This is a genomic window from Vibrio sp. RC2502 (genome assembly GCF_054850435.1).
In genome coordinates this window covers 250,035-273,120 of record NZ_CM141453.1, presented here as the reverse complement: position 1 = coordinate 273,120, position 23,086 = coordinate 250,035, and the positions used below count along the sequence as shown (strand labels likewise).

Below are 23,086 nucleotides of genomic sequence, written 5' to 3'. Positions count from 1 at the left end.
TGTACCTCGTTCCTCGAGATTATTCCTCGATTTTACCGCCTGCAGCTTCGATTGCAGCTTTAGCGCCTTTAGTCACACGTAGACCTTTAACAGTCACTGCTTTGTTAATTTCACCAGAAAGAACAACTTTAACGAATTCGATGTTCTTAGTGATGATGTTAGCAGCTTTAAGGCTGTTTAGATCAACCACGTCACCAGAAACTTTCGCTAGCTCAGCTAGACGAACTTCAGCAGACACTAGGCTCTTACGAGAAGTGAAACCGAATTTTGGTAGACGTTGTTTCAGAGGCATCTGACCGCCTTCGAAACCTGGACGAACTTTACCGCCAGAACGTGATTTTTGACCTTTGTGACCACGGCCACCAGTTTTACCTAGGCCAGAACCGATACCACGGCCTACACGCTTAGGAGCATGTTTAGAGCCAGCAGCCGGTGCAAGAGTATTCAAACGCATTCTGATTACTCCTCAACTTTAACCATGTAGTAAACCTTGTTGATCATACCGCGTACGCACGGAGTATCTTCAAGTTCTACTGTGTGGTTGATTTTACGAAGACCTAGACCACGCAAAGTAGCTTTGTGCTTTGGTAGGCGGCCAATTGAGCTTTTAGTTTGAGTTACTTTAATAGTTGCCATGGTGTTCTTACTCCGAAATAGCTTCAACAGTTAGACCACGTTTAGCAGCAACCATTTCTGGCGACTTCATGCTACCTAGTGCATCGATCGTTGCACGAACGATGTTGATAGGGTTCGTTGAACCGTATGCTTTAGATAGTACGTTGTGTACACCAGCAACTTCTAGTACTGCACGCATCGCACCACCTGCGATAACACCAGTACCTTCTGCTGCAGGCTGCATGTAAACTTTAGAGCCCGAGTGGCGACCTTTCACTGGGTGGTGAAGAGTGCCTTCGTTTAGAGCGATCGTAGTCATGTTACGACGCGCTTTTTCCATTGCTTTTTGGATCGCTGCAGGTACTTCACGAGCTTTGCCGTAACCGAAACCTACACGACCATTACCGTCACCAACTACTGTTAGTGCAGTGAAGCTCATGATTCGACCGCCTTTAACCGTTTTAGAAACACGGTTAACTGCGATTAGCTTTTCTTGCAAATCATTCGCTTGAACTTGTTGTTCTTTAGCCATCTTCCAACCCTACCTTAGAATTTCAGACCAGCTTCGCGAGCAGATTCTGCTAGCGCCGCTACTCGACCGTGGTATTGGAAACCAGAACGATCAAATGCAACTGCAGTTACGCCTTTTTCAAGAGCGCGTTCTGCAACAGCTTTACCTACTGCTTTAGCTGCATCAACGTTACCAGTGTATTTCACTTGCTCACGGATCGCTTTTTCTACAGTAGAAGCTGCTGCGATAACCTCAGAGCCGTTAGCCGCGATAACCTGTGCGTACACGTGACGAGGAGTACGGTGTACAACTAGGCGAGTCGCACCCAGTTCTGCAATCTTACGACGTGCGCGTGTAGCACGACGGATGCGAGATGCTTTCTTATCCATAGTGTTACCTTACTTCTTCTTAGCTTCTTTAGTACGCACATTTTCATCTGCGTAACGAACACCTTTACCTTTGTAAGGCTCAGGTTGACGGTAAGAACGAATGTCAGCCGCAACTTGACCAACTAGTTGTTTGTCACAACCAGTAATCACGATTTCAGTTTGGCTTGGACATTCAGCTTTGATACCCGCTGGCAACTCGTGCTCAACTGGGTGTGAGAAGCCTAGTGTTAGACCTACAGCGTTGCCTTTGATAGCAGCACGGTAACCAACACCTTTAAGAGTTAGCTTCTTAGTAAAGCCTTCAGTAACACCAACAACCATGTTGTTAACTAGTGCACGAGCAGTACCTGCTTGTGCCCAAGCGTTAGCAACACCTTCTTTAGGACCGAAAGTTAGGTTGTTTTCTTCCTGAGCGATAACTACAGCGTCGTTTAGTACGCGAGTTAGTTCGCCTTTAGCACCTTTTACAGTGATTTCTTGGCCGTTTAGTTTCACCTCTACGCCAGCTGGAATAGCGACAGGTGCTTTAGCAACACGAGACATATTCTACTCCTATTAAGCTACGTAGCAGATGATTTCACCACCAAGACCTGCTTTACGTGCAGCGCGGTCTGACATAAGACCCTTGGAAGTAGAAACGATAGCAATACCAAGACCACCCATTACAGAAGGAAGTTCATCTTTCTTCTTGTAAACACGTAGACCTGGACGAGAAACACGTTTAAGTTGCTCGATTACTGGTTTAGCTTGGAAGTACTTAAGAGTTACTTCTAGCTCAGGTTTTGCTTCGCCTTCAACAGCGAAGTCAACGATGTAACCTTCAGCTTTTAGTAGTGCAGCAATTGCAACTTTAAGCTTTGAAGAAGGCATTTTAACAGCAACTTTGTTTGCTGCCTGACCGTTACGAACGCGGGTCAGCATATCCGAAATCGGATCTTGCATGCTCATATGATTTACTCCAAATGATTAAGTGGCAATTACCAGCTAGCCTTACGAAGACCCGGAATCTCGCCTTTCATGCAAGCTTCACGAACCTTAATACGGCTTAGACCGAACTTACGTAGGTAACCGTGTGGACGACCAGTTTGGTTACAACGGTTGCGCTGACGTGATGCACTTGAATCACGTGGAAGAGATTGCAGTGTAAGAACTGCGTTCCAACGATCTTCTTCAGATGCGTTTACATCGCTGATGATAGCTTTTAGCGCTGCACGCTTTTCAGCGAACTTAGCTACTAGCTTTGCACGTTTAGCTTCACGTGCTTTCATTGATTGTTTAGCCATAACAGTAACCCTTCACCTTACTTACGGAATGGGAAGTTAAAGGCAGCCAGCAGAGCACGGCCTTCCTCATCAGTACCAGCAGACGTCGTAATAGTGATGTCTAGACCGCGTACACGATCAACTTTATCAAAGTCGATTTCCGGGAAGATGATTTGCTCGCGAACGCCCATGCTGTAGTTACCGCGACCGTCAAAAGACTTAGCGCTAACACCACGGAAGTCACGTACACGTGGAAGAGCGATGTTAATCAAACGCTCAAGAAAATCCCACATACGTTCGCCACGCAAGGTTACTTTACAACCGATAGGGTAGCCTTCACGGATTTTGAAACCTGCAACAGATTTACGCGCTTTAGTGATAAGTGGCTTTTGACCAGAGATCGTTGCCATATCAGATGCTGCGTTTTCTAGCAGTTTCTTATCGTTGATTGCTTCGCCAACACCCATGTTTAGGGTGATTTTCTCGATTCTAGGGACTTGCATGACGCTTGTGTAACTGAACTGTTTGGTCAGTTCAGCGACTACAGACGACTTGTAGTAATCATGCAGTTTCGCCATAGTAGAACTCCAAATTACTTCTATTAGTTAGAAACGGTTTCGCCGTTAGACTTGAAGAAACGAACTTTTTTGCCGTCTTCAAAACGGAAACCGATACGGTCAGCTTTACCAGTAGCTGCATTAAAGATAGCCACGTTAGAAACATCGATTGCTGCTTCTTGCTCTACGATACCGCCTTGGATACCTAGTGCAGGAACAGGTTTCTGGTGTTTCTTAACAAGGTTGATACCTTCAACGATAACTTTACCAGTTGCTAGGACCTTAGTTACTTTACCTTTCTTGCCTTTGTCTTTACCAGCAAGAACGATTACTTCGTCATTACGACGGATTTTAGCTGCCATTTCTACGTGCTCCTTACAGAACTTCTGGAGCCAGTGAAACGATCTTCATGAACTTATCGCCACGAAGTTCGCGTGTCACAGGACCAAAGATACGTGTACCGATTGGTTGCTCAGTAGTGTTATTCAACAGTACGCAAGCATTTCGGTCGAAGCGAATGACAGAACCGTCAGGACGACGTACGCCTTTACGGGTGCGCACTACAACCGCCTTCATAACGTCACCTTTTTTAACTTTACCGCGAGGAATTGCTTCCTTAACAGTAACTTTGATGACGTCACCGATATGTGCATAACGGCGGTGTGAGCCACCCAGAACCTTAATACACATTACGCTGCGTGCGCCTGAGTTATCAGCTGCGTCCAGCATACTTTGCATTTGGATCATGTTAGTGCTCCGCTAAATATTAATAACTAGACCCATCACGGGTCGGGCTGCCTCTTTATAAGGGACGCGAATTGTACCACCCTTTTCTGTGATTGGGTAGTCAAAAAATAAACGGCTCCAAAAATATTTTTGGAGCCGTTTCTTATCATAGAAGAGTGAAGATTACATCTTCGCCTTTTCTACAACTTTCACCAAAGTCCAAGACTTAGTCTTAGACAGTGGACGACACTCTGCGATTTCAACAGTGTCGCCAATGCCACACTCGTTGTTTTCGTCATGTGCGTGTACTTTAGTCGTACGTTTAACGAACTTACCGTAAATTGGGTGTTTTACGAAACGTTCGATTGCAACAGTGATAGACTTGTCCATCTTGTCGCTAACAACACGACCTTGTTGAGTACGTTTTACTTCGCTCATTATGCGCCTGCCTTCTCAGTCAAAACAGTTTTCACACGTGCGATATCACGGCGTACAGCTTTCAGAGTATGAGTTTGCTGTAGTTGACCAGTTGCAGCTTGCATGCGCAAGTTGAACTGTTCACGTAGCAAATTCATTAGCTCAGCGTTAAGCTCTTCAACGCTTTTCTCGCGTAGATCTTGTGCTTTCATCACATCACCTGCTTAGTTACAAATGTAGTTTTGAAAGGCAGTTTACGTGCCGCTAGACGGAACGCTTCACGTGCCAATTCTTCAGGTACACCACCCATTTCGTACATAACCTTACCAGGTTGGATTTGGGCTACCCAGTACTCAACGTTACCTTTACCCTTACCTTGACGAACTTCTAGTGGTTTTTCTGTGATTGGTTTGTCTGGGAACACACGGATCCAGATTTTACCTTGACGCTTAACGTGACGTGTCATTGCACGACGTGCCGCTTCGATTTGACGAGCAGTTAGACGACCACGGCCAACAGCTTTAAGACCGAATTCGCCGAAGCTTACATCAGTACCTTTAGCTAGACCACGGTTACGACCAGTCTGAACCTTACGGAACTTAGTACGTTTAGGTTGTAGCATCTGTCGACTCCTTACTTACGGCCTTTACGCTGCTTCTTAGGCTTGTCGCCTTTAGGCTCTACAGCGTTAGCTGCTGGCATACCACCTAGGATTTCACCTTTGAAGATCCAAGTTTTAATGCCGATCACACCGTATTGAGTGTGAGCCGAAGAAGTTGCGTAATCAATGTCAGCACGTAGAGTGTGTAGAGGCACACGGCCTTCACGGTACCACTCTGAACGTGCGATTTCAGCGCCGCCTAGACGACCGCTTACTTCCACTTTGATACCTTTAGCGCCTAGACGCATAGCGTTTTGTACTGCGCGCTTCATAGCACGACGGAACATAACACGACGCTCTAGCTGAGACGCGATGCTGTCACCAACAAGTTGCGCATCTAGTTCAGGCTTACGTACTTCAGCGATGTTAATTTGCGCTGGTACACCTGCAATTTTAGCTACAGCTGCGCGTAGCTTCTCAACGTCTTCACCTTTCTTACCGATAACAACGCCTGGACGAGCAGTGTGAATAGTCACACGGATGCTCTTAGCAGGACGCTCGATAACGATACGTGATAGAGACGCTTTTTTCAGTTCACTTGTAAGGAACTGACGTACCTTGAAGTCGCCGTCTAGGTTGTCAGCGAAATCTTTGGTGTTAGCAAACCATGTAGCATTCCAAGGCTTAACGATGCCTAGACGAATACCATTTGGATGTACTTTTTGACCCATTGCTTACTCTCCTAGTCTCTAGCGATCTGCTACAACAACAGTGATGTGGCTTGAACGCTTCAAGATACGATCCGCACGACCTTTAGCACGAGGCATAATACGCTTCATGGTTGGGCCTTCATCTACAAAGATTTTTGCGACATTCAGATCGTCAATATCTGCACCTTCGTTGTGCTCCGCGTTAGCGATAGCAGACTCTAGAACTTTCTTAACTAGTGCAGCAGCTTTTTTGTTGCTGAACGTTAGGATTTCTAGAGCTTGGTCAACAGATTTACCACGGATTAGATCCGCAACTAAGCGAGCTTTCTGAGGCGAAATGCGAGCAAAGTTATGTTTAGCAATTGCTTCCATTATCTACTCCTTAGCGCTTCTTAGCTTTCTTATCCGCAGCGTGACCGCGGTAAGTACGTGTTGGTGCGAATTCGCCCAGTTTGTGACCGATCATTTCATCAGTTACAAATACTGGTACGTGCTGACGACCATTATGGACAGCGATGGTCAAACCGATCATCGTAGGGATGATCATTGAACGACGGGACCAAGTCTTAATAGGCTTTTTGTCTCCGCTTTCCACCGCTTTCTCTACCTTCTTCAGCAAGTGTAGGTCAATAAAAGGACCTTTCTTGAGAGAACGTGGCATGGCGATTCCTCTTTATATAGATTACTTGTTACGACGACGTACGATGTACTTGTCAGTGCGTTTGTTCTTACGAGTCTTGAAGCCTTTAGTTGGCATACCCCAAGGAGATACTGGATGACGGCCACCAGAAGTACGACCTTCACCACCACCGTGTGGGTGATCAACCGGGTTCATTACTACACCACGTACGGTTGGACGTACGCCGCGCCAGCGTGAAGCACCAGCTTTACCAAGTTCGCGTAGCATGTGCTCAGAGTTACCAACTTCACCGATTGTTGCACGGCCTTCAGAAAGAACTTTGCGCATTTCGCCAGAACGTAGACGGATAGTTACGTACGCACCGTCGCGAGCAACGATTTGAGCGTAAGCACCAGCCGAACGAGCTAGCTGACCACCTTTACCAGGTTTAAGTTCAACATTGTGTACAGTTGAACCTACTGGGATGTTACGCATTGGTAGAGTGTTACCAGCTTTGATTGGTGCATCAACACCAGACTGAATAACATCACCAGCTACAACACCTTTAGGTGCTAGGATGTAGCGACGCTCACCGTCTTTATAAAGAACTAGAGCAATGTTTGCGCTACGGTTTGGATCGTATTCTAGACGCTCAACTGTCGCTGGGATACCGTCTTTAGTACGTTTGAAGTCAATTACACGGTAGTGATGCTTGTGACCACCGCCGATGTGACGTACTGTGATACGACCGTTGTTGTTACGACCGCCATTCTTAGAGTTTTTCTCTAGAAGAGGTGCGTATGGCTTGCCCTTGTGTAGGTCAGCGTTAACAACTTTAACAACGTGACGACGACCAGGGGAAGTCGGCTTACATTTAACAATAGCCATTTTTAACTACTCCTGTTATTCCGCGCCGCCAACAAAGTCAAGATCTTGACCTTCTTTCAAAGTAACGTACGCTTTCTTAACGTCGCTGCGGCGACCTTGGCGTAGACCTTGACGTTTGGTCTTACCCTTAGTGATAAGAGTATTTACAGACTTAACTTCAACTTCAAATAGCTTTTCTACAGCTGCTTTGATCTCTTTTTTAGTTGCATCTTTAGCTACTTTGAAAACGATAGTGTTCGCTTTCTCAGCTGCCATAGTTGCTTTTTCAGAGATGTGCGGTGCACGTAGAACTTTTAGGATACGCTCTTCAGTGATCATGCTAGCATTTCCTCTACTTGCTTAACTGCTTCTGCAGTCATTACAACTTTGTCAAACGCGATTAGAGATACTGGATCGATACCAGCAACATCACGTGCGTCAACTTTGTATAGGTTACGAGCAGCTAGGAATAGATTCTCATCTACTTCGCTAGTCACGATTAGAGCGTCAGTTAGCTCAAGCTCTTTCAGCTTAGCAACTAGCTCTTTAGTCTTTGGTGCTTCAACTGAGAAGTTATCAACAACGATTAGACGCTCTTGACGAACAAGCTCAGAAAGAATGCTCTTCATAGCACCGCGGTACATTTTTTTGTTTACTTTTTGGCTGTGATCTTGTGGTTTCGCAGCAAAAGTAACACCACCTGTACGCCAGATTGGGCTACGAATTGTACCAGCGCGAGCGCGACCAGTACCTTTTTGACGCCATGGCTTAGCGCCACCGCCAGATACTTCTGAACGTGTTTTTTGAGCACGTGTACCTTGACGAGCACCTGCTGCGTACGCAACAACTACTTGGTGTACAAGAGCTTCGTTAAACTCACGTCCGAAAGTAGTTTCGGAAACAGTTAGTGCATCAGCACCTTTAACCATTAGTTCCATTACTTACTCCTGAGACGTTATGCTTTAACAGCTGGTTTAACGATCACGTTGCCGCCAGTTGCGCCTGGGACTGCACCTTTAATAAGAAGCAGGTTGCGCTCAGCGTCAACACGTACGATCTCTAGGTTTTGAGTCGTTACACGCTCAGCACCCATGTGACCTGCCATTTTCTTGCCTTTAAATACGCGACCTGGAGTCTGACATTGACCGATAGAACCAGGAGCACGGTGAGACAATGAGTTACCGTGAGTCATATCTTGAGTACGGAAATTCCAACGCTTAACAGCGCCTTGGAAACCTTTACCCTTAGATGTACCAGTAACGTCTACTTTCTTAGTTTCGTTGAATAGTTCAACAGTTAGTTCAGCACCAACTTCGAACTCTTCGCCGTTTTCTAAACGGAATTCCCAAAGACCGCGACCAGCTTCAACGCCAGCTTTAGCAAAGTGACCTGCTTCAGCTTTGTTTACGCGGTTAGCTTTCTTAGAACCAGCTGTAACCTGAATTGCAGCGTAGCCATCAGTTTCAAGAGTTTTCACTTGAGAAACACGGTTAGCTTCAACTTCAACAACAGTTACTGGGATAGAAACGCCTTCTTCAGTAAATACGCGGGTCATGCCCACTTTACGACCGATTAGACCAATCATACTTCTAATCTCCCTTAACCTAGGCTAATTTGAACGTCAACGCCCGCAGCAAGGTCTAGACGCATTAGAGCATCAACAGTTTTGTCTGTTGGCTCAACGATGTCGATTAGACGCTTGTGAGTACGGATTTCGTACTGGTCACGTGCTTTCTTGTTAACGTGTGGAGAGATAAGAACTGTGAAACGCTCTTTACGAGTTGGTAGTGGGATTGGACCACGAACCTGTGCGCCAGTGCGCTTAGCTGTTTCAACGATTTCCGCTGTAGAAGCATCGATTAGTTTGTAATCGAAAGCTTTTAGGCGGATACGGATACGTTGGTTCTGCATGAGACAGAGCTCCAATTTTAAAAATTACACAAACAATATCGCCACTCAAACTCGTCAAGACGAGAGAATGCCGATTGATTTATGTGAAACCGTAGCATCCAAGATTAGGACGCATTGTCAGTTAATTTTCGATTAACAATCCCTACGTGCCAAAGTCACCTTTGGGGATAGTTTTTCCGAAGAAAAGATAGCTAATTGTATTAACCGCGAACATAAGCTGAGTCTACATTACCTAACTGTCCTATAAGGAAGTTAGCTCCTCACTGCTCATTGGTTCACAACTGGCTTAACCAGTGCGACGCATTATACAGATCACACTTTAGGTTGCAAGGGCTGAATGAAAAATAATCGAAACTATTTTTAACTTGCTGTTTTATGGTCACCTGCAAAATGGGCCATAAACAAAAAGGACGCCGAAGCGTCCTTTTCTAAACTGTAATCGTAATAGCAGTTGCTATTATTTCTTACCGCTTGATAGTGCACCGAAACGCTTGTTGAAGCGATCAACACGGCCGCCTGTATCAACGATACGTTGCTTACCAGTGTAGAATGGGTGACACTTGTCACATACGTCTAGGTGGATAGACTCTTTACCTAGAGTAGAGTTGAACTCGAAAGAGTTGCCGCAAGAACAAGTAGCGTTTACTGCTTTGTATTCTGGGTGGATACCAGCTTTCATGGGATAACCTCAATAGTAGGCCGTGTCGCTATACGAATCTAAGCCGCACACCACACGCAATTAATAATAAAATGGGATACCGCACCAACCAATTGCTGAAGCCATATCTCAAGGCGCGATATAGTAATGAATCCCCTAGATAGGATCAATACGTATGGCAATTTTTTCGCCACTTTTTTCACCAATCCGGTGATATTAGTATATTTCCGAACACACTCCGTAGGTTGACTCGTATTCCTGGGACGATTTTAATAAACTCTACAGTCCTTTCTTCTTTTATATAGCTACGAATCTATGCGTCCATCCATTGCTAGAGTGGCACTGCCCGTACCTCTCGACAAACAATTTGACTATGCCATCCCAGGACACCTGTTTCCTATCATTGGCGGGCGCGTATCCGTACCTTTTGGACGTCAAACGTTAGTTGGCATCGTCACCGCGATGGTTAATCACTCGGATTTCCCCAAAGATCAACTCAAGCCAATCAAAGCAGTTCTTGATTCTCAGCCGGTATGGCCTGAAAAGCTTTATTCGTTGCTGACTTGGTGCAGCCAGTTCTACCAATACCCACTTGGAGATACGCTACACAATGCGATGCCAGCAGCTCTGCGTAAAGGAAAGCCTGCAGATTTTGCGACGCTACAAGAGTGGCAAATTACCGAATCCGGTAAAGACAAGCTGATGCAAGGGCTTGATCGTCGAGCGGTCAAACAACAGAAGGTCTTGCAAATGTTGGTTAACGGCGCTTTGCCTCACCAGGAATTTGTCGACCAAGAGATAGCCTCAACTGTACTAAAGTCTTTGGAAGAGAAAGGCTGGATTGAACGTATCGAGAAGAAGCCTGTAATCACCAAGTGGGGGCAGCACGTTGAATGCGACGTCGAGAAGCCAAAGCTCAACCACGAACAAGCGCTAGCTATTGCGAGTGTAAATAGCCAAGCAGGTTTTGCCTGCTATTTACTAGAAGGCGTCACGGGCTCAGGTAAGACAGAAGTGTACCTCAACCTGATCAAACCGGTCTTAGAGAAAGGTAAACAAGCCTTGGTTTTAGTACCAGAGATTGGCTTAACACCACAAACCATCAACCGCTTTAAACGCCGTTTTAATGTGCCAGTTGACGTTATCCACTCCGGATTAAACGAGACGGAACGTCTGAATGCGTGGCTTTCTGCACGCGACAAAGCGGCCGGAATCATTATCGGCACACGCTCTGCCCTACTCGCGCCTTTTGCTGATCTCGGGATTATCATTGTGGACGAGGAACATGACACCTCTTACAAACAGCAAGATAGCTTGCGTTATCATGCACGCGATGTTGCTGTAATGCGCGCTCATAAAGAACAAGTTCCGATTGTTCTGGGCTCAGCTACACCTGCACTGGAGACATTGCACAATGCCTTGTCAGGCAAGTATCACCATTTAACCCTGACCCAACGCGCAGGCTCTGCGGTTCCTACTACTAATAAAGTGCTCGACGTCAAAGGTCAGTATTTAGAAAGTGGTTTATCTGCCCCATTGATTGCGGAAATGCGCAAACACCTTAAAGCAGGCAATCAGGTGATGCTGTTTCTTAACCGTCGTGGTTTCTCCCCTGCTCTCATGTGTCATGAATGTGGTTGGATTGCCGAATGCAAACGTTGTGATGCTTATTACACCTTCCACCAATACAGCAATGAGATTCGCTGCCACCATTGTGGCTCACAGCACCCAGTTATTCATCAGTGTCGGGGCTGTGGTTCTACTCAACTGGTTACCGTTGGTGTCGGTACCGAACAGTTAGAACAACAATTGGCACAATTGTTTCCCGAATACAAAGCCATCCGTATCGACAGGGATAGCACGCGCCGGAAAGGCAGCTTAGAAGACGCGTTGGACTCCATCCGCAAGGGTGAATATCAAATTTTGATTGGCACTCAAATGCTAGCTAAGGGACACCATTTCCCCAATGTAACGCTCGTCGCCTTGCTAGATGTTGATGGCTCTCTATATAGTAGCGACTTCCGCGCCTCCGAAAGATTAGCGCAGTTATTCATTCAAGTCGCAGGGCGAGCCGGACGAGCAAGTAAGCCGGGGGAAGTGGTTTTACAGACTCACCATCCTGAGCACAGTTTATTGCAAGCCTTATTGGAAAAGGACTACCGACACTTCGCTATGACGGCATTAGAGGAACGTAAACTGGCGCAGTTGCCACCGTACAGTTTCCTGACTCTATTTAAAGCCGAAACGAATCAGAGCGAGATCGTAGAAGATTTTCTGCGCCAAGTTCGCTTTACCTTAGAATCGCACCCTTTGTTTGACGACACCTGCATGGTGCTTGGTCCAACACCATCGCCTCTCGCCAAACGTGCAGGCAAATACCGTTGGCAGCTGCTACTCCAAACCCAGCACCGTTCATTAATGCAAAAGTTATTAACCAGTGCCAAACCTGCTATTGAGTTGTTGCCTAATGCCAAAAAAGTTCGCTGGAATTTAGACATAGAACCACAAGATCTCAGCTAGCAAACGTTTAACTATGTAATGAATTACCTTTTAATGTGATGAGGCTCACATCGAGATTGCAATTTTTGTTAAACAGACCGTAACTTTCCCGATAGAAATGAATAGACTATCCAAATTAGCAAAGTCTAAAGTGGGTTTACCCCATAGGCTTAGATTAAAACAATGACTATTCCCAAAATTTGAAGCAGTAGCCAAGCGATGCTTTATCGCCTACTCCCTAAAAATAACCACTAACAACGTGATTAGATAGGCACTGATTACCAGTGATAAAAACCTACGACTTCTGACAGGGAATAACGTCATCTTGGCAAAAATTTGAGAGGTTAAACACTATGGCGACAATGAAGGATGTTGCCCAGCTTGCGGGAGTGTCGACAGCTACGGTATCTCGAGCATTAATGAATCCAGAAAAAGTCTCTTCTTCAACAAGAAAAAGAGTCGAAGATGCCGTCCTTGAAGCGGGCTATTCTCCAAATTCATTAGCGCGTAATCTACGTAGAAACGAATCAAAAACGATTGTTACCATCGTTCCTGACATCTGTGATCCTTACTTTTCTGAAATCATTCGTGGTATCGAAGACGCCGCTATGGAACATGGCTACCTCGTACTGCTCGGTGACAGCGGCCAGCAGAAAAAGCGTGAAAGCTCGTTTGTGAATCTAGTGTTCACCAAACAAGCCGATGGCATGTTACTGCTTGGTACCGACCTGCCATTTGATGTCAGCAAGCCAGAACAGAAAAACCTGCCACCAATGGTCATGGCTTGTGAGTTTGCGCCAGAGCTAGAATTACCAACCGTGCATATTGACAACCTAACGTCTGCTTTTGAAGCGGTCAATTACCTAACTCAACTTGGCCATAAACGCATAGCACAAATTTCAGGGCCAGACACAGCGGTATTGTGCCAGTTCCGCCAGCAAGGTTATCAACAAGCCTTGCGTCGCGCGGGGATCAGTAAAGACCCACAATACAGTGTTATCACTGAGTTTTCTTTTGACGGCGGCGCGAAAGCTGTACGTAAGTTGCTAGAACTTCCAGAGCCACCAACTGCGATTTTCTGCCACTGCGACACCATGGCAATCGGCGCAATCCAAGAAGCCAAACGACTCGGTCTGCGCGTTCCGCAAGATTTGTCAGTGGTTGGTTTCGATGATATCAACTTTGCTCAATACTGCGATCCACCGTTAACGACCATTTCTCAACCTCGTTATGAAATTGGCCGCCAAGCGATGCTTATGATGCTTGAACTACTTAAAGGCCATGACGTTCATTCAGGTTCACGCTTACTAGAAACTAAGCTTGTTGTCCGTGGTAGCGCAGCGCCACCGCAACGCGCCTAAGCGTTCGGTAGTCCAACGCGACTATCATGTAAACTAACGATAAGCGGTGCCCATTGGCGCCGCTTTTTGTATTCTCTATCTGATACGTAGCTATCAAGATTACATCAATAGGGTGTTTTCTCGACCCGTTCTGGATTACCATATTTGGAAGAATCCTTGATGACCAGAAGTAACCGTGGCAAACAGAGATTATGTGAGACGGGGGCGAGGCGCTCCAAAAAAGTCGACAAAAAAACAACCTCCCAAAAGAAAACCTTGGCGTAGTGGTCTACTTGCAATCTTGCTTGTGGGCGGTTTTGGCTATGGTCTGTATTTATTAAGTAACGATCCAGAACCGAAACCACCCGTGGTGCAACAACCTATAACGACCGTCAGTAAGCCAAAGCCGAAAAAGGATTTGCCACCACCACCTGAAGAGAAGTGGGAATACGTCGAATCTTTACCCAAGCGAGAAGTGGAAGTCGTCGCTAAAGAAATCGAAGTATCTAAAATCCCATACGTAATGCAGTGTGGCGCTTACAAAACCCAAGCGCAGGCCGAAGAACGAAAACTGGCTATTGCTTTCCAAGGTCTTTCGAGCAAAATTCGTAAGAAAGAAGGCAGCTCTTGGTATCGTGTTGTACTTGGCCCGTACAAGTTCAAACGCGATGCAGAGAAAGATCGCCACAAGTTGCAACGCGCGAAAATCGAACCGTGCGCAATTTGGAAAGAAAACTTCTAATCTCACAAAGACCAACCGCATTCGCTGTTGGTCTTTTTTATTCCTCGCGTGTTATTGGCATCATCAGCGTTAGCAAATGTGAAAAACGCCCTCCCCTTGAATCCCAAGTTCCTCTCCCCCATATACTGAATTAAATCCAAAGAGAAATAATTAAGAGGTCGACTGTGACTACCATTGTATCTGTACGTCGAAATAACAAAGTCGTCATCGCGGGTGATGGCCAAGTATCTCTAGGCAATACCGTCATGAAAGGTAACGCGCGCAAAGTTCGCCGCCTATACAACAATAAAGTGCTTGCTGGCTTTGCTGGCGGTACAGCGGACGCCTTCACCCTATTTGAACGCTTTGAAAGCAAACTACAAATGCACCAGGGCCATCTGACGAAAGCAGCCGTAGAACTGGCAAAAGACTGGCGCAGCGACCGAGCTCTTCGCAAATTAGAAGCGTTGCTTGCTGTTGCAGACGAAACAGCATCACTCATCATCACTGGTAACGGCGATGTCGTTCAGCCAGAAAATGATTTGATTGCAATTGGTTCTGGTGGTGCATACGCACAAGCAGCCGCAACTGCACTTTTAGAAAATACTGACTTAGATGCACGTGAAATCGCGGAAAAGGCACTGAACATCGCTGGTGATATCTGTGTATTCACCAACCATCACCACACCGTAGAAGAGCTAGACTCAACTGCAGAGCCTGAAACCCCAGCCGCGTAATCGTAACGAAGTAAGGAAAGAATATGTCTGAAATGACCCCTCGCGAAATCGTTCATGAACTGAACCGTCACATCATTGGTCAAGACAAAGCAAAACGTTCGGTTGCGATTGCCCTTCGTAACCGCTGGCGTCGCATGCAGCTAGAAGAAAGCTTGCGCGTCGAAGTCACACCGAAGAACATTCTGATGATTGGTCCAACTGGTGTTGGTAAGACAGAGATCGCTCGTCGTCTTGCTAAACTAGCCAATGCGCCATTCATCAAAGTCGAAGCAACAAAGTTCACCGAGGTGGGTTACGTTGGTAAAGAAGTTGAAACCATCATTCGTGACCTGACTGATGTCGCTGTGAAGATGACCCACCAACAAGCGATGGAAAAAGTAAAATTCCGCGCGGAAGAGCAAGCTGAAGAGCGCATTCTCGATGCACTACTGCCACCAGCACGCGATAGCTGGGGTCAAGTCGAGCAGAAAGAAGACACCTCAAACACTCGCCAAATCTTCCGTAAAAAACTGCGGGAAGGTCAGCTAGACGATAAAGAGATTGAAATCGATGTAGCAGCGCCTCAAATGGGTGTGGAGATCATGGCACCTCCTGGTATGGAAGAAATGACCAACCAGCTACAAGGTATGTTCCAAAACCTTGCCGGCGACACCAAGAAAAAGCGTAAGCTGAAAATCAAAGACGCGATGAAAGCGCTGGCAGAAGAAGAAGCTGCAAAACTTGTAAACCAAGAAGAGCTAAAAGAAGCCGCGATTTTCAACGTAGAAAACAACGGTATTGTTTTCATTGATGAAATCGACAAGATTTGTAAGCGCGGCGAAAGCTCTGGCCCGGACGTGTCTCGTGAAGGTGTGCAACGTGACTTACTTCCTCTGATTGAAGGCAGTACCGTTTCGACAAAACACGGCATGGTAAAAACAGACCACATTCTGTTTGTTGCATCCGGAGCATTCCAAGTTGCCAAGCCATCTGATCTCATTCCAGAACTGCAAGGCCGTCTGCCAATCCGTGTGGAATTGGAAGCACTGAGCAGCCACGACTTCAAACGCATTCTGACCGAACCTAAAGCGTCATTGACTGAGCAATACATCGCGTTGATGAAGACAGAAGATGTAGACATTGAATTTACTGAAGACGGTATCACGCGAATTGCAGAAGCCGCATGGACAGTAAATGAAACCACCGAAAACATCGGTGCTCGTCGTCTGCATACCGTGATGGAACGTCTGATGGACGAAATCTCTTACGATGCAGCAGAGCAATCTGGTGCTAAGTTTGTGATTGACGCAGCCTACGTGCAAGCTCGTCTGGGCGATACAATTGAAGATGAAGATCTAAGCCGCTTTATTCTGTAAACTCAGATTTCACCTTGATTTTAAAGGCTATCTCGAAAGAGGTAGCCTTTTTGTTTTCCGGGCATTTGCGTAAAGATTATTCTCAGATACGTACCAACAGTCATGCCTGCCTTGTTTTAGGTCAATAGCGTATCTGCTGCTTTGTGCTTATACTGGGCACATTGGTTACTAGCACGAAATTTCCATGAAACAATCTTTGCAGATCTGGCTTGAAGCCGCTCGCCCTAAAACATTGCCTCTCGCTCTGGTGTCTATTTTAACTGGTAGCGTACTTGCATACTCAGCCGGTCATTTCTCTTTGACCATCGCAATCATGGCCTTTGCTACGGCAACCTTATTGCAGATTCTATCGAACTTAGCCAACGACTATGGCGATGCAGTAAAAGGCACCGACAATGAAAACCGTTTAGGTCCACAGCGTGCGATGCAGACCGGTGCCGTTAGTGCCAAACAGATGAAACAGGCGATCATTTTTAATATCGTGCTTACCGCCATCTCAGGCTTGGTTTTGGTGTTTTACGCGCTGAGCTCGCCAGAAAGCATCATCACCTTCATCGGTTTGGGTATTCTTGCCATTATCGCGGCGATTGCTTACACGATGGGCAGTAAGCCCTACGGTTATGTCGGCTTAGGCGATATTTCCGTATTCCTGTTCTTTGGTCTGCTAGGCGTATCTGGTACATATTTCCTGCATACTGGGCATGTAGACACCACTCTATTCTTACCTGCTCTGGGCTGCGGTTTACTCGCGGTAGCGGTACTGAACATCAACAACATGCGTGATATCGAGAACGATCGCGAATGTGGAAAGCGCACGGTCGCAGTCCGTTTGGGCCAACACAAAGCCAAGCAGTACCACTTTATCTTGCTTGGTGGTGCTATTTTAGCGTTTGCGGCTTACTTGTTAATTCAAGACAAACCACTGTGGATTAGCCTACCCTTCTTGTTGAGCGTTTATGTCGTCATTCATCATGGTAAAGCCGTTTGGGATACAGAAAAACCTGCACAAATCGCTCCAATGCTGCCAGTTATCGTAAAATGCTCATTAGTCACTAACGTTTTGTTTGCAACAATTGTGGTAGCTCAAACTCTGGTAAGTTAAAAAAGGATTGTCATTGCATTGACTTAATGCCTAGATATACTCAAAGACAACCAGTTTCTGTTTAGAAAGGTACGCTATGGAATACAATACCTCAGCACTCTGCGATATCTACCTTGATCAGGTCGATGTGGTTGAACCAATGTTCAGTAATTTTGGCGGACGCGCGTCATTTGCCGGGCAAATCACCACCATTAAGTGTTTTGAAGACAACTCACTGATCCGCGAAACCTTAGAGCAAGATGGTCTTGGGCGCGTGTTGTTGATTGACGGTGGCGGTTCCTTACGTAAAGCGCTCATCGATGCAGAAATTGCTGCGATTGCAGAAGAAAACGAGTGGGAAGGCATTGTCGTTTACGGTTGTGTCCGTGAAGTCGATGAACTAGAAGACATGAACCTCGGCATTCAAGCTTTGGCATCGATTCCTGTTGGCGCGGCGAACCAGGGCATTGGTGAGCTAGATGTACCCGTAAACTTCGGCGGCGTTAGCTTCCTTCCAGAAGATTACATCTACGCCGACAACACTGGCATCATCCTATCTCCAGAGCCACTTAATATTGACCTTGAGTTAGATGATACGGTCGAAGAGTAGCTTCCAGTAGCCAGTCATCTTTCGTTGACTAAAGCGCTACTCATACCCAAATACACAAACACCCGCCGAAGCGGGTGTTTTTAATTCTGGATGAAGAAGTGAAATTATTCCACTTCGTCCATTTTGCCAAGTAGTGCACGAATGCGCTCCTGCCACTGTGCGTGCTCTTGCTGAGCTTGCTGAGCTTTTTGCTCTAGATCTTCACGTTGAGAACGAAGCTCGTTTGCTTCTGCTTCTAGTTTTACTTTGTCTTCTTTCAGCTCTTCAACTTCCATCTGAAGAAGAGTGATTGTGTCAACTGCAGTTTGAATTTTAGATTCTAGTTGTTCTAGTACTTCAAAAGACATCTTGGCCTACCTATGTTATTCCGTTGGGACGATGCACGAGATTGGCGTGCAGCTTACCTATATAAGGTCATTCTACTCAGCGTCGCGATGAGAAACACTCACTATATTCGATATTTCGCATCATTCGGTTAAAAAATCGGCGCAATCTCACTAAACGCTGACTTTTCTTATCGGCGAAGCATTTTTGTGCAAGGTATTTACGCCTCTCCGCGACAAAAATCACCCAAGTATTGATCAAATTCAACTTAGTTAAAGTAAAAGCTCAGCAAAAAGGCAAACGTTTAACTGCCGTTGTGATAGAATCGCCGCGCAAATTCCTCTTCCTTATTGCTTACTTGGAGACATCATGAAACGCGATTTAGCAATGGCATTTTCTCGTGTAACTGAAGGTGCTGCACTCGCTGGTTACAAATGGCTTGGCCGTGGTGACAAAAACGCAGCCGATGGCGCTGCTGTTGAAGTTATGCGCACTCTACTGAACAAAACAGACATCAGTGGTGAAATTGTCATTGGTGAAGGTGAAATCGATGATGCTCCAATGCTATACATCGGTGAGAAAGTTGGTCTAGGTGGCGATGAAGTGGATATCGCTGTTGACCCTATTGAAGGCACTCGCATGACCGCAATGGGTCAATCAAACGCATTGGCAGTGCTTGCCGCGGGTGAAAAAGGCAGCTTTTTAAAAGCACCTGACATGTACATGGAAAAACTGGTTGTTGGCCCAGGTGCGAAAGGCGTGATCGATCTAGAAAAGCCGTTGAAAGAAAACCTAGAAAACGTTGCTAGCGCGCTGAATAAAACGCTGGACACTCTGGTTGTCATCACTCTAGCAAAACCTCGCCACGATGATGTGATAGCTGAAATGCAAGCGATGGGTGTGCGTGTTTTCGCGGTGCCAGATGGCGACGTTGCTGCTTCCATCCTAACGTGTATGCCAGATAGTGAAGTGGACCTCATGTACTGCATTGGCGGTGCACCAGAGGGGGTGGTATCCGCAGCGGTGATTCGCGCACTTGATGGTGACATGCATGGCCGCCTTCTACCTCGCCACGAAGTGAAAGGCGACACAGAAGAAAACCGTATTTACGGCGCAGCAGAACTACAACGTTGTGAAGAAATGGGCGTAAAAGCCAACGTCGTCCTAAAAATGGAAGACATGGCGCGCAGCGACAACGTCGTCTTCTCAGCAACAGGCATTACAAAAGGTGACTTGCTAGAGGGGATTTCTCGTCAAGGTAATATTGCGACAACAGAGACGCTACTCGTGCGAGGCCGTTGCCGTACCATTCGCCGCATCAAGTCGACCCATTACTTAGAGCGCAAAGATCCAGAAGTTCGCGATATCATTCTGTAATTTTTAGGTTCAGCATCGCAGAGGGTTGGCAAAGTGCCGACCCTTTTTGTTTTTGGCTCACCAAATCCCCACTCAAGTTAAGTCAACACTTTTCTTTACTAAGCCTATCGCGCATAATGTGTACGGAAATACAAATGGTGGGAATATGAAGACCGTAGATAGGATATTGCAAATCGTTAAGCGTGACGGGTCTGTCACTGCAAAACAACTCTCTTCTGAGCTTGGGATGACAACCATGGGTGCTCGCCAGCACCTGCAAGGTTTAGAAGATGAAGGCATCCTGTCGATTCACGATGTAAAAGTCAAAGTCGGACGCCCTACTCGCCATTGGTCTTTAACCCAGAAGGGACATGAGCAATTCGCCGATCGTCATGGCGAACTCACCATCCAATTTATCGAAGCCGTGGAACACATCTTCGGTAAAGATGGCCTCGACAAAGTTACCTCCGAGCGCGAAAAACTGACTTTACAAAACTATCGCCAGCACCTCGATCAATGTGAGTCTTTAGAAAGCAAACTGGAAACTTTGGTTTTTCTGCGCGAAAAAGAAGGCTACATGGCAGAGCTTGAACAAGATGAGCACGGCTTTATCTTGATCGAGAATCACTGCCCGATTTGTAAAGCCGCCACGCGTTGCCCTAGTTTATGCAAATCTGAACTGAGTGTGTTCCAGTCCTTACTCGGAGACGACACGACCGTCGAGCGTACCGAGCATATCATTAGCGGTCAACGTCGCTGCGTTTACCGAATCCGCGCTTAGATTTCGGCCCTTTCGCTCTCTCTTATAAATGAGACAGGCCAATGATTCATCCTTTACTCTGATTCCTGTGGTGTACGCTTGTAGTATTGAACACGAGTATCCATATGGATTTGGAGAAAGGGATGAGAACTCTACATACTCACACAACGCAAGTATTACCCTCATTTGATGAACTGGTTCAGATGGCCGAAAGCGATCCAGAAGGCTTTGAACAATTTCGCCACGAGATGGCAAAAGAAATGATAGAAAGCGCATCAGAAACGATGCAACCACGCTTATGGGCTCAGCAAAGCCATATTGATCGTGTGATTCGCAACTGTAAAAACCCTCATCACACCAACGTCGTGCTAATGAATGAACTACAAAAACAAGTCACGAAGTTCAGAGAAGCATTACAAGGAAAAGCGACGTCGGTTAAAACAGACAACGTAGTCGCCTTCAACAGAAACGATTTCTACTGATGTGAGAGTCGCACCTTAGGCAGACTCCCACACTCATAAATCACTGTGGCTCAGGACCGTATTTATTCGGGCCTGATGTGCCTTTCAAAAAACCACACTCAATCAAAATCCAAAGCCCACAAATTAATGAAATCGAAGCAATGAACAGCTGTGGCGTTGAAGGCTCTTGCGCCATTGGGCTTGTCATCGGCGTTGCGATTCGACCAATCACCAAAGGAATATTCAAGCCTAACCAGTAGATCGACTTGTCGCGGTCATGCCATCTCTTTGTCGTAATAGCCAAATCAGGAATGAGCAGTACCAACAAGAATATTGGCAGTAACAGGTAAGAAAATGCAGGAAACAACTTACTGATACCCGCACCAAAACCTATAATCGAAATGTAGTAAATCACATTCCAAATCCAATAGGTTTTGCGATCGATACGTCCGTGAAACGAAAACAGTAACTCTTTAGTCGACATCAATTTTTATCCAAAAATAGAAAGAATACAGAGTAGCCGAGTCGGGTTAATTTGGGAAGAAACAACAAGTCGTGAACAACGTCGGCCAAGCCTTATATTCAGTTCACCACTTTTTGAAAGCTGTCCACATCCATATCTCGAATGTTAACCGTTAAACTGTGCACATGACTTGCCTGTTCTTGAAGCACAACCATTAAAGCTCGCGATAATTCTCGCTTTTGTTCAGGCGTTCGGCCAGACAACAAATCAAAATTGATATGGATAAAATCGAGACTGTCACCCGCTTCACCAATTAGCCAGTTATGACATCTTAACGTTCTTGATTTCACAGAGGCCAACTCAAAAAGGCCACTCTCTAACGCAGCTTTATGTAAGTCTTCCAGCAAACCTTGTACATTGACTCGCTCTTCCACTGAGTTCGAATACTCTAAAACTAAGTTTGGCATTTTGATTCCTTTCTACAACATAAAAAATTCAGTGTGTAGTAATACCAATCTAGTCAGCAATTTCCGAGGAATGAACTATCATTCTGTCTACGCGATCACCAATCGATTGCTTTTGACAAAAATAACAGAACAAATGCAGCACCGACCAGATGAAGAAAGCCGAATAAGACATGACGCCAATCATGATCTGTTCACATTATTCTGTTATATTCCTACGTAGATTTTTTACATTAATAGACTATTTACATTAAAGATAAGGGAGATATTCCTATGCGTCGTCCTGTAGTGATGGGTAACTGGAAACTAAACGGTAGCAAAGCAATGGTAACTGAGCTACTAACAGGTATTAACGCTGAACTTGAAGGCGTTGAAGGTGTAGACGTAGCAGTAGCTCCACCAGCTCTTTACATCGACCTAGCTGAGCGTCTAATCGCTGAAGGCGGTAACAAAGTTATCCTAGGTGCACAAAACACTGACCTAAACAACAGCGGTGCTTTCACTGGCGACATGTCTCCAGAAATGCTGAAAGATTTCGGTGCTACTCACATCATCATCGGTCACTCAGAGCGTCGTGAATACCACAACGAATCTGACGAGTTCATCGCTAAGAAATTCAACTTCCTAAAAGAAAACGGCCTAACGCCTGTTTTCTGTATCGGTGAATCTGAAGCTCAAAACGAAGCTGGCGAAACTGAAGCAGTATGTGCACGTCAAATCAACGCAGTGATCGACACTTACGGTGTTGAAGCTCTAAACGGCGCAATCATCGCTTACGAACCAATCTGGGCTATCGGTACTGGTAAAGCAGCAACAGCTGAAGATGCACAACGCATCCACGCTTCTATCCGCGCACTAATCGCAGCGAAAGACGAAGCAGTTGCAGCACAAGTAATCATCCAATACGGCGGTTCTGTTAAGCCAGAAAACGCTGAAGCTTACTTCTCACAACCAGACATCGACGGTGCTCTAGTTGGCGGCGCTTCTCTAGACGCTAAGAGCTTCGTAGCTATCGCTAAAGCAGCGGCAGCAGCTAAAGCTTAATTTCGCTTTTATTAAGCAGAAATAACAA

General features: G+C 45.9%; 36 protein-coding genes. 11 read left to right on the top strand and 25 right to left on the bottom strand.

Annotated elements, in window-relative coordinates; translation table 11 throughout:
* Positions 1-19: 19 nt before the first annotated feature.
* The 22 genes from rplO to rpmE all read right to left on the bottom strand — a co-directional run bounded on the left by rplO (position 20) and on the right by rpmE (position 9,864).
* On the bottom strand, positions 20-454 hold the full coding sequence (gene rplO, locus ACYJZR_RS01330) for a 50S ribosomal protein L15 (RefSeq protein WP_005450562.1): 435 nt from the start codon (positions 452-454) through the stop codon (positions 20-22).
* A gap of 5 nt (positions 455-459) precedes the next feature.
* Complete coding sequence (rpmD, locus tag ACYJZR_RS01325) at positions 460-636, bottom strand: 50S ribosomal protein L30 (RefSeq protein ID WP_000201159.1); 177 nt, start codon at positions 634-636, stop codon at positions 460-462.
* Positions 637-643: 7 nt separating this feature from the next.
* Positions 644-1,147 carry a 30S ribosomal protein S5 gene (gene rpsE / locus ACYJZR_RS01320; protein WP_005435090.1) on the bottom strand — a complete coding sequence of 168 codons (504 nt, stop codon included), beginning with the start codon at positions 1,145-1,147 and terminating at the stop codon, positions 644-646.
* Between the two features lie 14 nt (positions 1,148-1,161).
* Positions 1,162-1,515, bottom strand: a complete 354-nt coding sequence (rplR, locus tag ACYJZR_RS01315) for a 50S ribosomal protein L18 (RefSeq protein WP_005435088.1) — start codon at positions 1,513-1,515, stop codon at positions 1,162-1,164.
* A gap of 9 nt (positions 1,516-1,524) precedes the next feature.
* Complete coding sequence (gene rplF, locus ACYJZR_RS01310) at positions 1,525-2,058, bottom strand: 50S ribosomal protein L6 (protein WP_005455654.1); 534 nt, start codon at positions 2,056-2,058, stop codon at positions 1,525-1,527.
* A 12-nt stretch (positions 2,059-2,070) separates the two neighbouring features.
* Entirely contained in the window at positions 2,071-2,463 is a 393-nt protein-coding gene (gene rpsH, locus ACYJZR_RS01305; RefSeq protein ID WP_005455656.1) for a 30S ribosomal protein S8, read from the bottom strand.
* Between the two features lie 29 nt (positions 2,464-2,492).
* The gene (gene rpsN, locus ACYJZR_RS01300; protein WP_005455658.1) at positions 2,493-2,798 is read right to left on the bottom strand and encodes a 30S ribosomal protein S14; all 306 of its coding nucleotides are present in this window, start codon (positions 2,796-2,798) and stop codon (positions 2,493-2,495) included.
* A gap of 17 nt (positions 2,799-2,815) precedes the next feature.
* On the bottom strand, positions 2,816-3,355 hold the full coding sequence (rplE, locus tag ACYJZR_RS01295; RefSeq protein ID WP_005455660.1) for a 50S ribosomal protein L5: 540 nt from the start codon (positions 3,353-3,355) through the stop codon (positions 2,816-2,818).
* A 23-nt stretch (positions 3,356-3,378) separates the two neighbouring features.
* Positions 3,379-3,696: a 50S ribosomal protein L24 gene (gene rplX / locus ACYJZR_RS01290; RefSeq protein ID WP_005455662.1), complete on the bottom strand. Its 318-nt coding sequence runs from the start codon at positions 3,694-3,696 to the stop codon at positions 3,379-3,381.
* Positions 3,697-3,709: 13 nt separating this feature from the next.
* Entirely contained in the window at positions 3,710-4,081 is a 372-nt protein-coding gene (gene rplN, locus ACYJZR_RS01285; protein WP_005489425.1) for a 50S ribosomal protein L14, read from the bottom strand.
* Positions 4,082-4,243: 162 nt separating this feature from the next.
* The gene (gene rpsQ / locus ACYJZR_RS01280; protein ID WP_005461671.1) at positions 4,244-4,498 is read right to left on the bottom strand and encodes a 30S ribosomal protein S17; all 255 of its coding nucleotides are present in this window, start codon (positions 4,496-4,498) and stop codon (positions 4,244-4,246) included.
* Positions 4,498-4,689 (bottom strand): 50S ribosomal protein L29, encoded by a 192-nt coding sequence (gene rpmC, locus ACYJZR_RS01275; RefSeq protein WP_005379576.1) that lies wholly within the window; start codon positions 4,687-4,689, stop codon positions 4,498-4,500. Before rpmC ends, rpsQ begins: the two co-directional genes overlap by 1 nt.
* Positions 4,689-5,099, bottom strand: a complete 411-nt coding sequence (gene rplP, locus ACYJZR_RS01270; protein WP_005379577.1) for a 50S ribosomal protein L16 — start codon at positions 5,097-5,099, stop codon at positions 4,689-4,691. Before rplP ends, rpmC begins: the two co-directional genes overlap by 1 nt.
* A gap of 11 nt (positions 5,100-5,110) precedes the next feature.
* The gene (rpsC, locus tag ACYJZR_RS01265; protein WP_005383161.1) at positions 5,111-5,809 is read right to left on the bottom strand and encodes a 30S ribosomal protein S3; all 699 of its coding nucleotides are present in this window, start codon (positions 5,807-5,809) and stop codon (positions 5,111-5,113) included.
* A gap of 18 nt (positions 5,810-5,827) precedes the next feature.
* Positions 5,828-6,160, bottom strand: a complete 333-nt coding sequence (rplV, locus tag ACYJZR_RS01260) for a 50S ribosomal protein L22 (RefSeq protein ID WP_005383164.1) — start codon at positions 6,158-6,160, stop codon at positions 5,828-5,830.
* Between the two features lie 10 nt (positions 6,161-6,170).
* The gene (rpsS, locus tag ACYJZR_RS01255) at positions 6,171-6,449 is read right to left on the bottom strand and encodes a 30S ribosomal protein S19 (RefSeq protein ID WP_004394525.1); all 279 of its coding nucleotides are present in this window, start codon (positions 6,447-6,449) and stop codon (positions 6,171-6,173) included.
* Positions 6,450-6,470: 21 nt separating this feature from the next.
* Positions 6,471-7,295, bottom strand: coding sequence for a 50S ribosomal protein L2 (gene rplB, locus ACYJZR_RS01250; RefSeq protein ID WP_005489461.1), 825 nt, complete (start codon positions 7,293-7,295; stop codon positions 6,471-6,473).
* A gap of 15 nt (positions 7,296-7,310) precedes the next feature.
* Complete coding sequence (gene rplW / locus ACYJZR_RS01245; RefSeq protein WP_004398471.1) at positions 7,311-7,613, bottom strand: 50S ribosomal protein L23; 303 nt, start codon at positions 7,611-7,613, stop codon at positions 7,311-7,313.
* The gene (gene rplD / locus ACYJZR_RS01240) at positions 7,610-8,212 is read right to left on the bottom strand and encodes a 50S ribosomal protein L4 (RefSeq protein WP_005379556.1); all 603 of its coding nucleotides are present in this window, start codon (positions 8,210-8,212) and stop codon (positions 7,610-7,612) included. Before rplD ends, rplW begins: the two co-directional genes overlap by 4 nt.
* A gap of 17 nt (positions 8,213-8,229) precedes the next feature.
* Positions 8,230-8,859, bottom strand: coding sequence for a 50S ribosomal protein L3 (gene rplC / locus ACYJZR_RS01235; RefSeq protein WP_005456132.1), 630 nt, complete (start codon positions 8,857-8,859; stop codon positions 8,230-8,232).
* Between the two features lie 14 nt (positions 8,860-8,873).
* A complete protein-coding gene (gene rpsJ / locus ACYJZR_RS01230) occupies positions 8,874-9,185 on the bottom strand; it encodes a 30S ribosomal protein S10 (protein WP_004410492.1) in 312 nt (103 codons plus the stop codon).
* 457 nt (positions 9,186-9,642) lie between these two features.
* Positions 9,643-9,864 carry a 50S ribosomal protein L31 gene (gene rpmE, locus ACYJZR_RS01225; RefSeq protein WP_005457203.1) on the bottom strand — a complete coding sequence of 74 codons (222 nt, stop codon included), beginning with the start codon at positions 9,862-9,864 and terminating at the stop codon, positions 9,643-9,645.
* 294 nt (positions 9,865-10,158) lie between these two features.
* Here rpmE and priA point away from each other — a divergent pair, with 294 nt between their 5' ends.
* The 7 genes from priA (at position 10,159) to rraA (ending at position 18,186) form a co-directional block, all read left to right on the top strand.
* Positions 10,159-12,363 (top strand): primosomal protein N', encoded by a 2,205-nt coding sequence (gene priA, locus ACYJZR_RS01220; RefSeq protein WP_406966276.1) that lies wholly within the window; start codon positions 10,159-10,161, stop codon positions 12,361-12,363.
* Positions 12,364-12,695: 332 nt separating this feature from the next.
* Positions 12,696-13,703, top strand: a complete 1,008-nt coding sequence (cytR, locus tag ACYJZR_RS01215; protein ID WP_005481416.1) for a DNA-binding transcriptional regulator CytR — start codon at positions 12,696-12,698, stop codon at positions 13,701-13,703.
* Between the two features lie 175 nt (positions 13,704-13,878).
* Positions 13,879-14,424 (top strand): cell division protein FtsN, encoded by a 546-nt coding sequence (gene ftsN / locus ACYJZR_RS01210; RefSeq protein ID WP_005489623.1) that lies wholly within the window; start codon positions 13,879-13,881, stop codon positions 14,422-14,424.
* 164 nt (positions 14,425-14,588) lie between these two features.
* Complete coding sequence (gene hslV / locus ACYJZR_RS01205; RefSeq protein ID WP_005489705.1) at positions 14,589-15,140, top strand: ATP-dependent protease subunit HslV; 552 nt, start codon at positions 14,589-14,591, stop codon at positions 15,138-15,140.
* A 23-nt stretch (positions 15,141-15,163) separates the two neighbouring features.
* Positions 15,164-16,495, top strand: coding sequence for an HslU--HslV peptidase ATPase subunit (gene hslU / locus ACYJZR_RS01200; protein WP_021449544.1), 1,332 nt, complete (start codon positions 15,164-15,166; stop codon positions 16,493-16,495).
* A 184-nt stretch (positions 16,496-16,679) separates the two neighbouring features.
* Positions 16,680-17,597 carry a 1,4-dihydroxy-2-naphthoate polyprenyltransferase gene (locus ACYJZR_RS01195; RefSeq protein WP_005457195.1) on the top strand — a complete coding sequence of 306 codons (918 nt, stop codon included), beginning with the start codon at positions 16,680-16,682 and terminating at the stop codon, positions 17,595-17,597.
* A gap of 76 nt (positions 17,598-17,673) precedes the next feature.
* A complete protein-coding gene (gene rraA / locus ACYJZR_RS01190) occupies positions 17,674-18,186 on the top strand; it encodes a ribonuclease E activity regulator RraA (protein ID WP_005457192.1) in 513 nt (170 codons plus the stop codon).
* Between the two features lie 104 nt (positions 18,187-18,290).
* Here the strand turns inward: rraA and zapB are convergent, their stop codons facing one another.
* On the bottom strand, positions 18,291-18,533 hold the full coding sequence (gene zapB / locus ACYJZR_RS01185) for a cell division protein ZapB (RefSeq protein WP_005481417.1): 243 nt from the start codon (positions 18,531-18,533) through the stop codon (positions 18,291-18,293).
* Positions 18,534-18,879: 346 nt separating this feature from the next.
* On the opposite strand from zapB, the gene glpX reads away from it, so the two are divergent.
* From glpX to ACYJZR_RS01170, 3 genes are all read left to right on the top strand, one after another.
* Complete coding sequence (gene glpX, locus ACYJZR_RS01180) at positions 18,880-19,887, top strand: class II fructose-bisphosphatase (RefSeq protein ID WP_005458880.1); 1,008 nt, start codon at positions 18,880-18,882, stop codon at positions 19,885-19,887.
* Between the two features lie 145 nt (positions 19,888-20,032).
* A complete protein-coding gene (locus ACYJZR_RS01175; protein WP_005484031.1) occupies positions 20,033-20,647 on the top strand; it encodes a helix-turn-helix transcriptional regulator in 615 nt (204 codons plus the stop codon).
* A gap of 104 nt (positions 20,648-20,751) precedes the next feature.
* Positions 20,752-21,108: a DUF3135 domain-containing protein gene (locus ACYJZR_RS01170; protein WP_015296168.1), complete on the top strand. Its 357-nt coding sequence runs from the start codon at positions 20,752-20,754 to the stop codon at positions 21,106-21,108.
* 40 nt (positions 21,109-21,148) lie between these two features.
* On the opposite strand, the gene ACYJZR_RS01165 is transcribed toward ACYJZR_RS01170, so the two are convergent.
* Complete coding sequence (locus ACYJZR_RS01165) at positions 21,149-21,571, bottom strand: DUF805 domain-containing protein (RefSeq protein WP_005458874.1); 423 nt, start codon at positions 21,569-21,571, stop codon at positions 21,149-21,151.
* Positions 21,572-21,669: 98 nt separating this feature from the next.
* A complete protein-coding gene (locus ACYJZR_RS01160; protein WP_005496920.1) occupies positions 21,670-22,017 on the bottom strand; it encodes a 5-carboxymethyl-2-hydroxymuconate Delta-isomerase in 348 nt (115 codons plus the stop codon).
* Positions 22,018-22,287: 270 nt separating this feature from the next.
* Between ACYJZR_RS01160 and tpiA the strand changes: the two genes are divergently transcribed.
* The gene (gene tpiA / locus ACYJZR_RS01155; RefSeq protein ID WP_406966275.1) at positions 22,288-23,058 is read left to right on the top strand and encodes a triose-phosphate isomerase; all 771 of its coding nucleotides are present in this window, start codon (positions 22,288-22,290) and stop codon (positions 23,056-23,058) included.
* Positions 23,059-23,086: the final 28 nt, after the last annotated feature.

Excerpts from the sequence above, each read along its gene's own strand:
- rplV (WP_005383164.1), bottom strand. The coding sequence starts at position 6,160 with ATGGAAGCAATTGCTAAACATAACTTTGCTCGCATTTCGCCTCAGAAA.
- rplB (WP_005489461.1), bottom strand. The coding sequence starts at position 7,295 with ATGGCTATTGTTAAATGTAAGCCGACTTCCCCTGGTCGTCGTCACGTT.
- rplD (WP_005379556.1), bottom strand. The coding sequence starts at position 8,212 with ATGGAACTAATGGTTAAAGGTGCTGATGCACTAACTGTTTCCGAAACT.
- ACYJZR_RS01160 (WP_005496920.1), bottom strand. The coding sequence starts at position 22,017 with ATGCCAAACTTAGTTTTAGAGTATTCGAACTCAGTGGAAGAGCGAGTC.
- hslU (WP_021449544.1), top strand. The coding sequence starts at position 15,164 with ATGTCTGAAATGACCCCTCGCGAAATCGTTCATGAACTGAACCGTCAC.
- rplW (WP_004398471.1), bottom strand. The coding sequence starts at position 7,613 with ATGATCACTGAAGAGCGTATCCTAAAAGTTCTACGTGCACCGCACATC.
- rplN (WP_005489425.1), bottom strand. The coding sequence starts at position 4,081 with ATGATCCAAATGCAAAGTATGCTGGACGCAGCTGATAACTCAGGCGCA.
- rpsQ (WP_005461671.1), bottom strand. The coding sequence starts at position 4,498 with ATGAGCGAAGTAAAACGTACTCAACAAGGTCGTGTTGTTAGCGACAAG.
- ACYJZR_RS01175 (WP_005484031.1), top strand. The coding sequence starts at position 20,033 with ATGAAGACCGTAGATAGGATATTGCAAATCGTTAAGCGTGACGGGTCT.
- rplC (WP_005456132.1), bottom strand. The coding sequence starts at position 8,859 with ATGATTGGTCTAATCGGTCGTAAAGTGGGCATGACCCGCGTATTTACT.
- rpsJ (WP_004410492.1), bottom strand. The coding sequence starts at position 9,185 with ATGCAGAACCAACGTATCCGTATCCGCCTAAAAGCTTTCGATTACAAA.
- priA (WP_406966276.1), top strand. The coding sequence starts at position 10,159 with ATGCGTCCATCCATTGCTAGAGTGGCACTGCCCGTACCTCTCGACAAA.
- rplF (WP_005455654.1), bottom strand. The coding sequence starts at position 2,058 with ATGTCTCGTGTTGCTAAAGCACCTGTCGCTATTCCAGCTGGCGTAGAG.
- rplX (WP_005455662.1), bottom strand. The coding sequence starts at position 3,696 with ATGGCAGCTAAAATCCGTCGTAATGACGAAGTAATCGTTCTTGCTGGT.
- ACYJZR_RS01165 (WP_005458874.1), bottom strand. The coding sequence starts at position 21,571 with ATGTCGACTAAAGAGTTACTGTTTTCGTTTCACGGACGTATCGATCGC.
- rpsS (WP_004394525.1), bottom strand. The coding sequence starts at position 6,449 with ATGCCACGTTCTCTCAAGAAAGGTCCTTTTATTGACCTACACTTGCTG.
- rplP (WP_005379577.1), bottom strand. The coding sequence starts at position 5,099 with ATGCTACAACCTAAACGTACTAAGTTCCGTAAGGTTCAGACTGGTCGT.
- rplO (WP_005450562.1), bottom strand. The coding sequence starts at position 454 with ATGCGTTTGAATACTCTTGCACCGGCTGCTGGCTCTAAACATGCTCCT.
- zapB (WP_005481417.1), bottom strand. The coding sequence starts at position 18,533 with ATGTCTTTTGAAGTACTAGAACAACTAGAATCTAAAATTCAAACTGCA.
- rpsC (WP_005383161.1), bottom strand. The coding sequence starts at position 5,809 with ATGGGTCAAAAAGTACATCCAAATGGTATTCGTCTAGGCATCGTTAAG.
- tpiA (WP_406966275.1), top strand. The coding sequence starts at position 22,288 with ATGCGTCGTCCTGTAGTGATGGGTAACTGGAAACTAAACGGTAGCAAA.
- rpmD (WP_000201159.1), bottom strand. The coding sequence starts at position 636 with ATGGCAACTATTAAAGTAACTCAAACTAAAAGCTCAATTGGCCGCCTA.
- rpsE (WP_005435090.1), bottom strand. The coding sequence starts at position 1,147 with ATGGCTAAAGAACAACAAGTTCAAGCGAATGATTTGCAAGAAAAGCTA.
- rpsH (WP_005455656.1), bottom strand. The coding sequence starts at position 2,463 with ATGAGCATGCAAGATCCGATTTCGGATATGCTGACCCGCGTTCGTAAC.
- cytR (WP_005481416.1), top strand. The coding sequence starts at position 12,696 with ATGGCGACAATGAAGGATGTTGCCCAGCTTGCGGGAGTGTCGACAGCT.
- ACYJZR_RS01195 (WP_005457195.1), top strand. The coding sequence starts at position 16,680 with ATGAAACAATCTTTGCAGATCTGGCTTGAAGCCGCTCGCCCTAAAACA.
- rpmC (WP_005379576.1), bottom strand. The coding sequence starts at position 4,689 with ATGAAAGCACAAGATCTACGCGAGAAAAGCGTTGAAGAGCTTAACGCT.
- rpsN (WP_005455658.1), bottom strand. The coding sequence starts at position 2,798 with ATGGCTAAACAATCAATGAAAGCACGTGAAGCTAAACGTGCAAAGCTA.
- rplR (WP_005435088.1), bottom strand. The coding sequence starts at position 1,515 with ATGGATAAGAAAGCATCTCGCATCCGTCGTGCTACACGCGCACGTCGT.
- glpX (WP_005458880.1), top strand. The coding sequence starts at position 18,880 with ATGAAACGCGATTTAGCAATGGCATTTTCTCGTGTAACTGAAGGTGCT.
- rplE (WP_005455660.1), bottom strand. The coding sequence starts at position 3,355 with ATGGCGAAACTGCATGATTACTACAAGTCGTCTGTAGTCGCTGAACTG.
- ACYJZR_RS01170 (WP_015296168.1), top strand. The coding sequence starts at position 20,752 with ATGGATTTGGAGAAAGGGATGAGAACTCTACATACTCACACAACGCAA.
- rpmE (WP_005457203.1), bottom strand. The coding sequence starts at position 9,864 with ATGAAAGCTGGTATCCACCCAGAATACAAAGCAGTAAACGCTACTTGT.
- rraA (WP_005457192.1), top strand. The coding sequence starts at position 17,674 with ATGGAATACAATACCTCAGCACTCTGCGATATCTACCTTGATCAGGTC.